Annotated in this window: 12 protein-coding genes and 1 tRNA gene; 9 read left to right on the top strand and 4 right to left on the bottom strand. The window is 57.0% G+C overall.

What is annotated here, in order from left to right:
- The first annotated feature begins 2 nt into the window (after positions 1 to 2).
- Positions 3 to 77 (top strand) — tRNA-Glu (locus tag AC2FLP_RS15095).
- A gap of 66 nt (positions 78 to 143) precedes the next feature.
- On the opposite strand, the gene AC2FLP_RS15090 is transcribed toward AC2FLP_RS15095, so the two are convergent.
- The 3 genes from AC2FLP_RS15090 to AC2FLP_RS15080 all read right to left on the bottom strand — a co-directional run bounded on the left by AC2FLP_RS15090 (position 144) and on the right by AC2FLP_RS15080 (position 4,208).
- Positions 144 to 941 carry a DeoR/GlpR family DNA-binding transcription regulator gene (locus tag AC2FLP_RS15090; RefSeq protein WP_496684663.1) on the bottom strand — a complete coding sequence of 266 codons (798 nt, stop codon included), beginning with the start codon at positions 939 to 941 and terminating at the stop codon, positions 144 to 146.
- Between the two features lie 131 nt (positions 942 to 1,072).
- Complete coding sequence (locus AC2FLP_RS15085; RefSeq protein ID WP_496684661.1) at positions 1,073 to 2,518, bottom strand: V-type ATP synthase subunit A; 1,446 nt, start codon at positions 2,516 to 2,518, stop codon at positions 1,073 to 1,075.
- A gap of 328 nt (positions 2,519 to 2,846) precedes the next feature.
- On the bottom strand, positions 2,847 to 4,208 hold the full coding sequence (locus AC2FLP_RS15080) for a V-type ATP synthase subunit B (protein ID WP_496684659.1): 1,362 nt from the start codon (positions 4,206 to 4,208) through the stop codon (positions 2,847 to 2,849).
- 243 nt (positions 4,209 to 4,451) lie between these two features.
- On the opposite strand from AC2FLP_RS15080, the gene AC2FLP_RS15075 reads away from it, so the two are divergent.
- The 8 genes from AC2FLP_RS15075 to AC2FLP_RS15040 all read left to right on the top strand — a co-directional run bounded on the left by AC2FLP_RS15075 (position 4,452) and on the right by AC2FLP_RS15040 (position 12,014).
- Positions 4,452 to 6,191: an ABC transporter substrate-binding protein gene (locus AC2FLP_RS15075; RefSeq protein ID WP_117869438.1), complete on the top strand. Its 1,740-nt coding sequence runs from the start codon at positions 4,452 to 4,454 to the stop codon at positions 6,189 to 6,191.
- 86 nt (positions 6,192 to 6,277) lie between these two features.
- Positions 6,278 to 7,327, top strand: coding sequence for an ABC transporter ATP-binding protein (locus AC2FLP_RS15070; RefSeq protein ID WP_299895875.1), 1,050 nt, complete (start codon positions 6,278 to 6,280; stop codon positions 7,325 to 7,327).
- Position 7,328: 1 nt separating this feature from the next.
- The gene (locus tag AC2FLP_RS15065) at positions 7,329 to 8,405 is read left to right on the top strand and encodes an ABC transporter ATP-binding protein (RefSeq protein WP_299895873.1); all 1,077 of its coding nucleotides are present in this window, start codon (positions 7,329 to 7,331) and stop codon (positions 8,403 to 8,405) included.
- Complete coding sequence (locus tag AC2FLP_RS15060) at positions 8,402 to 9,265, top strand: carbohydrate ABC transporter permease (RefSeq protein ID WP_117869440.1); 864 nt, start codon at positions 8,402 to 8,404, stop codon at positions 9,263 to 9,265. The genes AC2FLP_RS15065 and AC2FLP_RS15060 overlap by 4 nt, the downstream gene beginning before the upstream one ends.
- Positions 9,262 to 10,059: a carbohydrate ABC transporter permease gene (locus AC2FLP_RS15055; protein ID WP_117869441.1), complete on the top strand. Its 798-nt coding sequence runs from the start codon at positions 9,262 to 9,264 to the stop codon at positions 10,057 to 10,059. Before AC2FLP_RS15060 ends, AC2FLP_RS15055 begins: the two co-directional genes overlap by 4 nt.
- Positions 10,060 to 10,067: 8 nt before the next feature.
- The gene (locus AC2FLP_RS15050; protein WP_299636723.1) at positions 10,068 to 10,469 is read left to right on the top strand and encodes a DUF2160 domain-containing protein; all 402 of its coding nucleotides are present in this window, start codon (positions 10,068 to 10,070) and stop codon (positions 10,467 to 10,469) included.
- Positions 10,470 to 10,534: 65 nt separating this feature from the next.
- Positions 10,535 to 10,930, top strand: coding sequence for a BlaI/MecI/CopY family transcriptional regulator (locus AC2FLP_RS15045; RefSeq protein ID WP_117869443.1), 396 nt, complete (start codon positions 10,535 to 10,537; stop codon positions 10,928 to 10,930).
- Complete coding sequence (locus AC2FLP_RS15040) at positions 10,917 to 12,014, top strand: M56 family metallopeptidase (RefSeq protein WP_496684656.1); 1,098 nt, start codon at positions 10,917 to 10,919, stop codon at positions 12,012 to 12,014. The genes AC2FLP_RS15045 and AC2FLP_RS15040 overlap by 14 nt, the downstream gene beginning before the upstream one ends.
- A 10-nt stretch (positions 12,015 to 12,024) precedes the next feature.
- On the opposite strand, the gene AC2FLP_RS15035 is transcribed toward AC2FLP_RS15040, so the two are convergent.
- On the bottom strand, positions 12,025 to 13,428 hold the full coding sequence (locus AC2FLP_RS15035; protein ID WP_496684654.1) for an MATE family efflux transporter: 1,404 nt from the start codon (positions 13,426 to 13,428) through the stop codon (positions 12,025 to 12,027).
- Positions 13,429 to 13,559 lie beyond the last annotated feature (131 nt).

Below are 13,559 nucleotides of genomic sequence, written 5' to 3'. Positions count from 1 at the left end.
GTGGCCCGTTCGTCTATCGGTTAGGACGCCAGGTTTTCAACCTGGAAAGAGGGGTTCGATTCCCCTACGGGCTACCATTTTCCCGCATCTTCAGCCTTTGCTTTCTGATCTGACAATTAGCCTTTTCTGACGCGTGGTTGATGTCACGCCGCATCAGATCCACCTGCTTTCGCAACCTGTACGTCAATGCCCCAACGGTCAAAGGACTTGGCCATCGCCCCTTTCGGTGCCGCGTCTGTCACAAGCGCGTGCACCTGACGCGGATCTGGCCCGACATAAGGGGCCATATTGCCAAATTTGAAATGCGCGGCAGCCATGACAACGTGATCCGCCTGACCAGCCACGACCATGGCAAGATCTGCCTCTGCCGGGCTGTGATACAGAAACCCCTTGCTGTCCGAGATCGCATCCGTGCTGAGGATCGCAAGATCAAACGCATATCGTTGCAATTGCCTCTGGGCGACGTGGCCGAACGTGCCCCTCTCATCACTTTGCAGCTCTCCGCCCAGCAGATGCACACGGTTTCCATTGATCCCTGCCAAGGTCTGCACAACACCGATAGAATTGCTGACAACCGTCAGGCGGTTGGCCCGGCGCAATTCCTCGGCGACAAAGGCGGTGGTCGAGCCGACATCCAGAAAAACCGTCATCTGATCCCGGGCCATTTTGGCCGTATGAGCCGCGATAAGACGCTTTTCGTCGGCATGTTGCGAAATTCGGCGAAAGAAACCGGGATCACCTTGCGCCCCGGCAAGGTAGGCACCGCCATGAACGCGCTCGATCGTGCCCGCCTTGGACAGGGACTTGATCGTACGTCGCACCGTTTCTTCGGACACACCCAGCACATTCACTAGATCAGAGTTTCGCGCTGCCCCGCCCAGACGCCGCAATGCGTCAAGCAATTCCAGTTCACGATGGGTGTTTGGGGCTTTTTTCTTCACTGTCAGCTCCGAATATTCGTTTTCGCATCATAAGGGCATGGATCGTCGCACACGACAAGCCGGTGACACGACTGTGCCGCGAGGTATTTCCAGCCTTCGGGGATCGCCGGAATGAACCGGTGTTATCTGTCTCAGACCCCAAGCTTTTCTCGGCACAGGTTTTCGATCTTATGCCAGGTGGATTTGTATTCGGGTGTGTTTTCTGCCGCATAGTGAAAGTTCTTCATCAACCCGGTCAGTTGCGTGAACACCTGCCGGGCCTCGGCCTTGTCGACATAGACTGCCGTGGATTGCGCCACATCGTGCACAAGCTTGAACGTCATTATTTGCCGTTCGAGTGGCACGGTCGCATCGACTTTGTCAAATGCGTCCTGCTGCAAGTAGACCATGTCAACGAACAACGCTTTTTGTTGGGTTGCAAAATCGTCAATCGTGACGCCCTCTTCCCCAGTGACCTGCATCATCTGAACGACCTGTTCACCTTTTTCGATCAGCGTCAGAAGCTCACGTACTTTGCCCGTCCACCCCGGTTCGGAGTTCTTGTCGTACAAGCCGGACAATTGGTCAGTATACCGGGACCAGCTGAGCATCGGGTCGACTGCCGGATAAAACCGCTTGTAAGCCCGTTCATATGACAACCCGAGGAAGCACTTGACCGTCGACAGGGTTGACTGGGTTACCGGCTCGTCAAAGTTGCCGCCAGCAGGCGAAACCGTACCGATCAGTGTCAGGCTGCCGAAATCGCCGTCATTTGTTTTCAACGCCCCGGCGCGTTCGTACAGACCCTTGATCGAGCTTTCCAGATAGGCCGGAAACCCTTCTTCGCCCGGAATTTCTTCGAGCTTGCCAGAGGTTTCACGCATGGCTTGCGCCCACCGGCTGGTGCTGTCGGCGATTAACAGAACGTCATACCCCATCTGACGGTAGTATTCCCCCAACGTTATTCCGGTGAAGATCGACGCCTCGCGCGCGGCAACCGGCATGGACGACGTGTTACAGATGATGATCGTCCGATCCATCAGGCTGCCGCCGGTGGTCGGATCGGTCATCTTCGGGAATTCCTCGATGGTCTCTACCGCCTCACCCGCGCGCTCGCCGCAGGCCACAACGATCGCGATATCCACTTTTGCGTTCCGTGCGATCAGGTTTTGCAGCACGGTTTTACCCGCTCCGAACGGCCCGGGAATACAGGCGGTGCCACCGCGTGCAATCGGAAAGAACGTGTCAATCAGTCGTTGCGAAGTCAGAACCGGTTCCGTCGGATACAACCGCTCGGACAGTGCGCGCTTCAGTACATTTTCTGGCAGTGGTCGCCGAACCAGCCATTTCTGCGAGAGTGTCAGCGTATGCTCACCACCGATTTCGTCTTCCAGACGGGCCACGATGTCATGGATCGTGGCCGCGCCTTTTTGCACCCAGACTACCTTGTACACGCCGGTCCAGTTGAACGACAGCATGATCTGGTGGCTGAGATGGCCTTCGGGTACTGTTCCAACGCTGTCCCCGGCAGTGACCGTGTCGCCCACCTTCACTGACGGCGTAAAGGACCATATCGTGCAGCAACCGAGCAGCGACATCGACCAAATGGGGTTTGGCCAAAACGGGATATGGACGCACGACAACGTCGATCCGGACCAGGTCGGGCATCTTGACACCCACCACGTTGACCTCCTTGACCTTGTAATCCCTGAGCTCGACCAGCCCCTCCAAATCAATGCCCTGTTGGGCCAGCATCGGTAGCTTTCTCCTACCTGCTGCGAAAGGACCTGCACTTCGTGCTCAAGCCGCTTGACTTCTTCCCGAGCCCTGACCCGTTCGGCCACCAACTGTTGCTGTTTCAGGTCTAAAGACGGCAGGAACCGCTCATAGCTTTTCAGCTGTGTCTGCTCGCGTGCAAGCGATGATTTATTCAGTTGCAACCGCGCCATTGGCACCCTTCGGGAAATACTTGTCGATCGATGCCTGCTTCATCAGCAACTGTTCCGGCGCAAAGCACTCTGCCAGTGTCTTCCAACCCAGATCCAGCGCCTCTTCCAGCGGGATCGAAACATTGATGTCCATGAACCGAGACCGGAATAGGCCGCCGAATTTCAACAACTGGTGATCGTAGTCCGACAGATCGAAGGCCATCGCCTGTCTTTGCACGGCATCGCGGCTTTCAGAATAGAAACGGATCATCGTGTTCATGATCTGCCCGTGATCTTCGCGGGTGGTCTTGCCGATCACGTTCTGTTTGAGGCGCGACAGGCTGCCAAACGGATCGATCAAGCCGGAATGCAAATAGAACTGCCCTTCGGTGATATAGCCGGTGTTGTCAGGTACCGGGTGGGTTGCATCATTTCCGGGCATAGTCGTGACGGTCAGAACCGTAACCGACCCGCCTTTGGCATAGTCACAGGCTTTTTCGTATCGGCGCGCAAACTGGGAATACAGGTCCCCCATATAGCCGCGCTGAGAAGGCACCCTTTCCTGACTGATACCAACCTCTTTCATTGCATCCGCATAGGCGGTCATGTCTGTCAGCAAGACCAGCACGCGTTTGCCCTCTTCCACAGCAAACTTCTCAGCCACCGCCAGCGCCATGTCCGGCATCAGCAGACATTCGACCAAAGGATCCATCGCCTGGCTGACGAACGTGACGGAGCGCGAAAACACGCCCGCATCTTCGAACGAGGTGCGGAACGTGTGGTAGTCGTCAAAAATCAGTCCCAGCCCGCCAAAGACCACGATATCTGCATCTGCCTGGATACCGATTCGGCTGAGGAAAGCATTGAATGGCTCGCCAGAAACCGAGAAAATCGGAATTTTCTGGCTCTCGACCAAAGTGTTGAACACTTCGGTCATCGGCACATCTGACCGAATCATTTTATTCGGAACCGCTCGTTTCGCCGGGTTGACGGTCGGTCCGCCAATATCGATATGCGGCTCCGCAGACAGGTCGGGGCCTCCATCAATGGCAACACCGGCGCCATCAAAGACCCGCCCTAGAATGTTGGCCGAATAAGGTGTCTGCATCGGATGACCGAGAAAGGTTGCCGTTGCTTCGGTCGATATTCCCTTGGTACCCGAAAACACCTGCAACGTGACGACATCCCGGTCGATGAAGATCGTTTGGGCCAGTGGTTTTCGGCCATCTACCGTCTCGATCACAGCAAGGTCGTTGAACCGAACAGCCGGTTCACGAGTGTCCTCGATTGGCACACGAACCTTGATTGTGTCCCCGACAATTTCGAGAACACGCGTGTACTTCAACAGACTTCGGGACATTGCCTGCCCTCACTGTTCCAAGTCGTTTTCCGCAATTCGGGCTGCACGGTTCAGCGGTAATTTTTGTATAAACAATGGCAGCTTACAGCGAATTCACAAATTGGCAAATGAGTTCAGCCCCCCTCTTTCGGGATGTCTGAACGTCAATTACTAAATTTTTAGTTTGACACGTACGCAAGAAATCGCTGATGCTGTCCGGCATCCGGTTTCTGCCGGAGAACCATAATTTTTGGGAGGAGACAGATGCGGAGACATCTACTTTCCGCAGTGGCGGCGGCTGCCGTCATTGCGGGGCACGGTCCTGTTTGGGCCGACGAAGCCGCAGCACAACGCTGGATCGACGACGAATTCCAGCCATCGACCTTGTCGAAAGACGAACAGATGGGTGAAATGCAGTGGTTCATCGAGGCTGCACAGCCTTACGCTGGCATGGAAATCAACGTCCTGTCCGAAGGCATTCCGACCCACTCTTACGAATCCGAGGTCCTGACCAAGGCATTCGAGGAAATCACCGGAATCAAGGTCAATCACCAAATCCTCGGCGAGGGCGAAGTGGTTCAGGCTGTTCAGACCCAGCTTCAGACAGGTCGGAACCTGTATGACGGCTATGTCAATGACAGTGACCTGATCGGCACGCACTCGCGTCTGCAACTGGCTTATCCGCTGACCGACATGATGGGTGGTGACTGGGCGGCGACGACTTCGCCGACACTGGATCTGGATGACTTCATGGGCATTCAGTTCACCACTGGTCCGGACGGAAAGCTGTATCAGCTGCCCGATCAGCAGTTTGCGAACCTTTATTGGTTCCGCAAGGACTGGTTCGATGACGAAGCCAACAAGGCCGCGTTCAAAGAGAAGTACGGCTATGATCTGGGTGTCCCGGTCAACTGGTCAGCCTACGAGGACATCGCCGAGTTCTTCACCAACGATGTGAAAGAAGTCGATGGCACCACGATCTATGGTCACATGGATTACGGCAAACGTGCGCCTGACCTTGGCTGGCGTATGACTGATGCGTGGCTGTCGATGGCCGGTGCCGGTGATGTGGGCGAACCCAATGGTATCCCTGTCGACGAATGGGGCATCCGCATGGAAGCGGGCACCTGTAACCCTGTTGGCGCTTCGGTGTCACGCGGCGGTGCTGCAAACGGTCCGGCTGCGGTCTATGCGATCCGCAAATGGGATGAATGGCTGCGGGCCTATGCTCCTCCGGGTGCAGCGTCTTATGACTTCTATCAGTCGCTGCCCGCGCTCAGCCAAGGCAACGTGGCCCAGCAGATCTTCTGGTACACCGCCTTTACCGCCGACATGGTGAAACCGAAGTCTGAAGGCAACAACACTGTGGATGACGAAGGCACACCGCTGTGGCGGATGGCGCCCAGCCCGCACGGCCCCTATTGGGAAGAAGGCCAGAAGGTTGGGTATCAGGACGTGGGCTCCTGGACTTTCCTGAAATCGACCCCTGCGGATCGTGCTCAGGCGGCGTGGCTATACGCTCAGTTCGTGACGTCCAAAACTGTTGATGTGAAGAAGTCCCATGTGGGTCTGACCTTCATCCGTGACAGCTCGGTCAATCACGAATCGTTCACCGAACGCGCACCCAAGCTGGGTGGTCTGGTCGAGTTCTATCGCTCGCCTGACCGTGTGGCATGGTCGCCGACCGGCATCAACGTGCCGGATTATCCGAAGCTGGCCCAGATCTGGTGGCAGCAGATCGGTGACGTGAACTCGGGTGCCTTCACCCCGCAAGAGGCGATGGATCGTCTGGCCGAAGAGATGGACATCACCATGGCCCGCATGCAGGCAGCGGATGAAAGTGCCGGTGTCTACGGTGGCTGTGGCCCGCGCCTGAACGAACCGCAGGATCCGTCCTTCTGGCTGGAGAAGCCGGGCTCGCCCAAGGCCAAGCTTGAGAACGAAAAGCCGCAAGGCCAGACCGTCAACTATGACGAACTGGTTCAGCGCTGGCAGTCTCAGTAAGCTGTTGAAACCGGGGGTGCCGTTTGCGGCATCCCCACATCAAGACCAAGACAGCGCGACGCGCTGCGGGATCGGAACCCACAGACATGATCGAACTTCAAGACGCGACCAAACGGGTCGGCAACGTCAACCATATCAAACCCACGTCACTGACCTTGCAAACCGGCCATTTCAATGTGCTGCTGGGTGCCACCGGGTCAGGCAAGACCTCTCTTATCAAGATGATGGCCGGTCTGGATCCGATAGCCTCGGGCAAGGTCATTATGGATGGCCAGGACGTCACGCGGCTGAACACGCAAAAGCGACAAATCAGCCTCGTGCACCAGTTCTTCGTGAACTACCCGCATATGACCGTATTCGACAACATCGCCTCTCCTCTGCGTGTAGCAGGCATGGCGCAGTCCGAAATCCAGGGCCGCGTTGAAGAGGCTGCGGACCTGCTGCAATTACGCCCCATGCTGCACCGTCGGCCGCACGAGCTGTCGGGCGGGCAACAGCAACGGACCGCACTGGCGCGTGCCATCGCGAAGGAAAGCCGCGCCGTGTTCCTCGACGAACCGCTGGCCAACCTTGATTACAAACTGCGTGAAGAACTGCGCGAGCAGCTTCCCGACCTGTTCGCTGGTCGCGGGGCCGTTGTGGTCTACGCCACCTCGGAACCCGAAGAGGCCCTTTTGCTGGGCGGCTACACCGCCCTCATGGAAGATGGCCGTGTGACCCAATTCGGTCCGACTGCCGACATCTACCGAAACCCTGAAAACATTGCCGCCGCACGTGTGTTCTCGGACCCGCCGATCAACGTTGCCCAAATAACAGTATCTGGCGCTCAGGCGCAGTTGGCTGGCGGCGGCGGCTGGTCCGTCACGGATTTGGTGGATGGAGAGTACATGGTCGCCGTGCGCCCTCACCGCGTGACGCCATTCCGTACATCTGACACGGATGTCGAGCTGACGGGCCGCGTTATCGTAACCGAACTCTCAGGTTCGGATTCCAGCGCGCATTTCCAGCATGGGGATGACGCCTGGGTATCATTGGCTGCTGGCGTTCACCCCTATCAGGTGGGTGAAGATCACAGTTTCTACATGAACCCGGCCCATTGCCGGTATTTCGGCCAAGACGGCAAAAGGGTGGCCTGACATGGCACAGATCAAGCTTTCAAACCTTCGACATAGCTACATGCCCGCGCCAAAAGGCCCAGAGGACTATGCGCTGAAGGAAATCGACGTGACATGGCGTGATGGTGGGGCGTATGCACTGCTGGGGCCGTCAGGTTGCGGCAAGTCCACACTCCTCAACATCATCTCCGGCCTGCTGACCCCGTCCGAGGGGCGTATCCTGTTCGATGATCAGGATGTAACTGCCCTACCCCCGGATCAGCGCAACATCGCGCAAGTGTTTCAGTTCCCGGTGATCTACGACACCATGACCGTCGGCGAAAACCTGGCTTTTCCGCTGAAGAACAGAGGCGTTGATGCCGCTACGGTCAAGCGCCGTGTCAATGAAATTGCTGAGATGCTGGATGTAACGGATATGTTGGGCACCAAGGCCTCGGGCCTGAGCCCGGACAACAAGCAGAAAATCTCGATGGGCCGTGGCCTTGTTCGTGATGACGTGAACGCTGTGATGTTCGATGAGCCGCTGACCGTGATCGATCCCCATCTGAAATGGAAGCTGCGGTCCAAGCTGAAAGAACTGCATCAGCGCGTGCAAGCCACCATGATCTACGTGACCCATGACCAGACCGAGGCGTTGACCTTCGCCGATGAGGTTGTCGTTATGCAGGACGGTGAAGTGGTTCAAATCGGCACGCCGGTCGAACTGTTCGAGCGTCCTCAGCACACTTTTGTCGGCCACTTCATCGGCTCGCCCGGTATGAACGTTCTTCCGTGTGAGGCCAAAGGCGACCGCGCCATCTTTGAAGGGCACGAAATCATGCTGGAAGGCCCCGCGCATGGTGACGGCGGCCACACTGATCTGGGTATTCGCCCGGAATATGTGGGCTTCGGCGAGACCGGCATCCCCGCGCATGTGACCAAAGTATCGGACATCGGTCGCCATTTTGTGGTTAGCGCGATGGTCGGAAACACCGCCCTCAAGGCTGTAACCGAACACAGCGTGCCCGAGCCGGGTTCGCAGGTCTTCCTGCAATTCAAACCCGAACAATCCCGCGTCTATCGGGACGGCTGGATCGCAACCGAGGAGCGGGCGCAATGAGAACAGAAAACCAAAAGGCGTGGTTCTTCGTCCTTCCGGTCCTGGCGCTGGTCGCGTTCAACGCGCTGGTGCCGATGATGACTGTGGTCAACTATTCGGTGCAGGAAACCTTTGGCAACAACCAGTTCTTCTGGGAAGGGCTCGGCTGGTTTGAACAAATCCTGAGATCAGACCGTTTCCAGGCCGCTTTGGGACGGCAGTTCCTGTTTACCTTCATGATCCTGATCATCGAGGTGCCATTAGGCATCATCGTCGCGCTATCCATGCCGCGTAAAGGCTTTTGGGTGCCGGTCTGTCTGGTTCTGATGGCTCTGCCGATGCTGATACCGTGGAATGTGGTGGGCTCGATGTGGAACATCTTTACCCTGCCCAAGATCGGCCTGCTTGGATACTTCCTAAATGACGTTTTGGGCATCAACTATGACATGACCCAACAACCTCTGTCGGCTTGGATTACGGTCATTGTGATGGATGTCTGGCATTGGACCTCACTGGTGGTGCTGCTTTGTTACGCGGGCCTCGTGTCGATCCCTGACGCTTATTATCAGGCGGCCAAGATCGACGGTGCCAGCCCTTGGTCGGTGTTCCGCTACATCCAACTGCCCAAGATGAAGACAGTTCTGACCATCGCAATTCTTTTGCGGTTCATGGACAGTTTCAACATCTATACCGAGCCTTTCGTACTGACCGGCGGTGGCCCCGGCAACTCGACCACCCTACTGTCGATCGACCTGGTGAAGATCGCGTTGGGACAGTTCGACCTTGGCCCGGCGGCGGCGATGAGCCTGATCTATTTCGCCATCACATTGCTTGTGTCGTGGCTCTTCTACACTCTGATGACAAAGGATGACGCAGAATGAAAAAGCGTTCCCTCATCCCGATCCTGTACATCGCGTTCCTGATGCTGCCGATCTATTGGCTGGTGGCGATGTCCTTCAAGACCACGAACGAGATTCTGTCGGGCTTTTCCCTGTTCCCCCAGACATTTACGCTGGAAAATTACATCACAATCTTCACTGATCCGACCTGGTACTGGGGCTACATCAACTCGATCGCTTATGTGACTCTGAACACGGTACTTTCGGTTTGTGTCGCACTGCCTGCTGCCTATGCTTTCTCTCGCTACAGGTTCCTAGGTGACAAACAGCTGTTTTTCTGGCTGCTGACCAACCGGATGGCTCCGGCTGCGGTATTTGCGCTGCCATTCTTTCAGCTCTACTCTTCCATCGGTCTGTTCGACACGTATCTGGCCGTGGCACTGGCACACACGCTGTTCAATGTGCCGCTGGCGGTTTGGATTTTGGAAGGCTTTATGCGCGGCATTCCAAAGGAACTGGACGAAACAGCCTATGTCGACGGCTATTCCTTCCCGCGCTTCTTCGTGACGATCTTCCTGCCGAATATCAAAGCTGGCGTCGGCGTCGCGGCCTTCTTCTGCTTCATGTTCTCGTGGGTGGAAATGCTGTTGGCCAAGACCTTGACGGCGGTCGAGGCCAAGCCCATCGCCGCCGTGATGACCCGCACCGCATCCAGCGCGGGGTACGAATTGGGCCTGCTTGCCGCCGCCGGCACCCTGACCATCATCCCCGGCGCCATCGTCATCTGGTTTGTCCGCAACTACATCGCGCGTGGTTTCGCGATGGGACGTGTGTGAGGTTCGATATGCGTAAACTTCTTCTCACCCTCTTTTTCCTGCCTTCCACCACTTTTGCCCAGCAGGCCGGATGGGGCAGCGTCGGCCAGCCAGAGGAAAAAGGCTTTTCCTGGACTGCCCCACTGTGGCCCGATTTCTGGATGGCCTGGACCCCGGCGACACTGGCCGTGTTCGTCGGAATCTTTTCGGCCATCGCTGTGATTGGCGTTCTTGAGGGCTTCAAGTATCGCGATGGTATAGAACGGCGCGGTGTACTGGGGCTGACGACCACATTGGGCGACCGGCTGTTCATCACCCTTCTGGGGTCCGCCTATATCTTCCTCGCCTGGCTGGGGCTTGTCGGACAGCCGGTCTGGATACCTCTTTTCCTGTCTATCGGTTGGGGCGTTTTTGTGTTCTGGAAAGTTTAGACTTTGAGAAATCGCGAAAGGATGCTTGTCTGTCAGGCATACTAAACATGACTACACCGAGATCGATGCGAAAGAAAAAGACAACAAATCTGCTGACCGAGGTTGAACTGGAGTTCATGAACGAACTCTGGGCCCTCGGGCAAGGCTCGGTGCGAGATGTCCTGGACCGCCTGCCTTTGGAACGCAATCTAGCCTACACATCCGGGGCCACGATCCTTCGTATTCTGGACGAAAAGGGTTTTGTGGAAAGCCACAAGACAGGAAAGACCCTGATCTATACGCCGCTTCTGGAAAAGGACAGATATCAGGCCCGTTCGCTGCAAAACCTGTCCCGTACACTGTTCGACGACACCCCCGCCACATTGGTGGCACGGCTTGTCGATGATGCGGGGCTGAGCGAAGCCGATCTTGAGGAAATTCGAGCGCTGGTAGAGAGGAGACTGCAAAATGACAGCGGTTAGACCGGTTCTCGACGCATTCATTGAACTCAACATCGTGCTGGCCTTGTCCGCCGTCATCTGGCTGGTGGCACGCGCAGCCCTGAACCGAACAGCCCTGCGCCATAGCTTTGTCGCGCAATTGCGTGCACTCAAGGCGCTGTGCGTTTGCGTACTTATCAGCCCCTTTCTTGCGATCGGTGTTTCATCATTCGCCTCTTATGCATGGCCGGGCAGCGCCATGGCGCTCGGCGACATCGCCGTTGCCGCCTATCTGCGCGGCGACATCGCCATGCCTGCCACCCAGTTCGAGGCCCTGCTGAACACCCGTGAAAGGTGGGTGGATCTTGCGTTGTCAGGGCAGCAGCCGATTATCACCGCATTCGCGACACTGCTCGTTTTGGTCGCCGCCGTGTTTGCGGCTCGCGCCTTGCGGGACGCGATGATGATCCGTCAGACAGTCAAATCCAGCTTTCTTTGGCGGCAGTCAAACAAGGTTGATATCCATCTCTCGGATCGCATCACCGTACCTTTCGCAGTGCGCGGATTGCGCCGTCGCCATGTCGTTCTGCCAAGCCACCTGCTGGATAACCCGCACGAGCTGCGTTTTGCGTTGGCACACGAACTTCAGCATGTTCGGGCGGGCGATGTCGAATGGGAACTGGGCTTTGAAATGCTGCGCCCGCTGTTGTTCTGGAACCCTGCCTATCTGATGCTCAAGTATCAGTTCGGCCGTTTACGTGAACTGGCATGCGACCAGTCAGTGGTGGCCCGCAAACGGATCGATGCGCGCGAGTATACCGCGTGCCTGCTGGATTATTGCGCACGTACGATCTCGGTTAACAATCCACGCGTTTTGAACGTTGCCTTTGTGACTGGCGGCAAGGCCAAGCGTGTGCTGCGACAGCGTGTGCTTGCGCTGACTGATGCGCAACCGACGGCGCCCACCCTCCCCGCTCTGTTCCTGGGGATGGCATTGACCTTCGCCACCCTTCTTGCACTGGGGTCTGCGTCGCTACAGCAAACACAGGATTGGAGCCATGATCGCCTGATGCTGTCGACCGTGGTCAATCTGGAACGGCTGGAAGCGCGCAATCAGGGGAACTGATCCGACCTGATCACCATCCGCGACGCCCGAACAGTGAATGGAGTCGACCTTGATGGGAAAAAGGCTCCAGCGCTTGTGAGCGCTCCAACCGTGCCACAACCCGTGCGACCAGAACCCATCCAACACCTGCAAAGATGACGCCTCCGAAGGCCTGACCCAGCAGAACGCCGGAAGCTCCGGCGATCTGTGAACCAATCGTTGCGAAAACCCATGTTCCAATTGTGTGGCGACCCCAGTTTATCCATGTGGAATACACCGGGTGCCCCAAGTTGTTGAAGCTGGCATTTGTCACGAAGATCACGCCGTTGAAGAACGAAGCCAATGCCAGCGGGCCACAGAACAGATAAATCAGACTTCGGGTTTCGCCTTCGGCTGCGAACAAATCCGCAATCGGTGCGCGCAGCAAAAACAAGATAGCCGACATGCAAAGTACATAAATGGCCGTAAACTTGATCCCAGCCAAAAAGGCAGCGCGCACACGATCGAACTTTTCGGCCCCGAAATTCTGTCCGATGATCGGCCCTATCGCGCCAGACAGCGCGAAGATGACTGAAAACGCCACTGGCAACAGACGTCCAATCACAGCCATGCCCGCAACCGCATCCGTGCCATATTGCGCGATCTCCCGCACCACGATGGCATTCCCGATCGGCGTGGCGACATTCGTCAGAACAGCGGGAATTGCAATTGCCCGCACGGGGCGCAAATCCTGTGTTACCTGCTTCAGTGAAGGACGCGCAAATCCCCGATGCACCCGGAGCGCGGGCCACAACGCCGCTCCCAACATGCAAAGCCGCGCCAGGACCGAGGCAATCGCGGCCCCGTCCAGCCCCAACCCGACAGCAAAGATCAAAATCGGATCCAGAACAGCATTCACCACACCGCCATAAATCGTTGCCATCATCGACCGTCGCGCATCGCCGTGGGCGCGCAGCACCGCCATTGCCGCCATCGCAATCGACATCACGCACATGGTGGGAAGGATGATCGACACATACCGCGTCGCCAGCCTCAGAACCTCACCTTCTGCGCCGAGCAACGACAGCAGGTAACTGAGATTCAACAATACCAGTACGGATGTCATCAGCCCGGCAATCAGCCCGATAACAGCCACACTGGACGCGTAATGTCTTGCCTGTTCAGCCCGCCCGGCCCCAAGTTCGCGCGCGACCAGCGCCCCGGCCGAAATCGACAATCCGATATTGATCGCGTTGGTGAAAAACAGCAGCGTACCGGCATAGCCCACCGCCGCCGCGAGGGCGTCTTTGCCCAACATCGAGATGAAGATCATATCGACAAAGTCGACGGCAAAAATGGCCATCAGGCCAATGCTGGTGGTCAGCGACATGCGGGTCACGTGCAGCATGAGGCTGCCGCTCAGAAACACCGCTTTGCCTGCCGATCGATCCGCCAAAACTCTGTTCGCCCCATCTGTTCGACCCGGACGGGCCTCTGATGCCTTTGCGTTCGGCCAGGGAAAACCCCGGCCAACGCTGAAGCAAACTCACGCGTTTCCGGGGCATTGTACACAGGTTATTTTACGGA

This window comes from Ruegeria sp. CDSA141, from assembly GCF_059612005.1.
This window is presented reverse-complemented; position numbering and strand designations above follow the sequence as displayed.

Excerpts from the sequence above, each read along its gene's own strand:
- AC2FLP_RS15080 (WP_496684659.1), bottom strand. The coding sequence starts at position 4,208 with ATGTCCCGAAGTCTGTTGAAGTACACGCGTGTTCTCGAAATTGTCGGG.
- AC2FLP_RS15065 (WP_299895873.1), top strand. The coding sequence starts at position 7,329 with ATGGCACAGATCAAGCTTTCAAACCTTCGACATAGCTACATGCCCGCG.
- AC2FLP_RS15085 (WP_496684661.1), bottom strand. The coding sequence starts at position 2,518 with ATGTCGCTGCTCGGTTGCTGCACGATATGGTCCTTTACGCCGTCAGTG.
- AC2FLP_RS15055 (WP_117869441.1), top strand. The coding sequence starts at position 9,262 with ATGAAAAAGCGTTCCCTCATCCCGATCCTGTACATCGCGTTCCTGATG.
- AC2FLP_RS15050 (WP_299636723.1), top strand. The coding sequence starts at position 10,068 with ATGCGTAAACTTCTTCTCACCCTCTTTTTCCTGCCTTCCACCACTTTT.
- AC2FLP_RS15060 (WP_117869440.1), top strand. The coding sequence starts at position 8,402 with ATGAGAACAGAAAACCAAAAGGCGTGGTTCTTCGTCCTTCCGGTCCTG.
- AC2FLP_RS15070 (WP_299895875.1), top strand. The coding sequence starts at position 6,278 with ATGATCGAACTTCAAGACGCGACCAAACGGGTCGGCAACGTCAACCAT.
- AC2FLP_RS15075 (WP_117869438.1), top strand. The coding sequence starts at position 4,452 with ATGCGGAGACATCTACTTTCCGCAGTGGCGGCGGCTGCCGTCATTGCG.
- AC2FLP_RS15045 (WP_117869443.1), top strand. The coding sequence starts at position 10,535 with ATGCGAAAGAAAAAGACAACAAATCTGCTGACCGAGGTTGAACTGGAG.
- AC2FLP_RS15040 (WP_496684656.1), top strand. The coding sequence starts at position 10,917 with ATGACAGCGGTTAGACCGGTTCTCGACGCATTCATTGAACTCAACATC.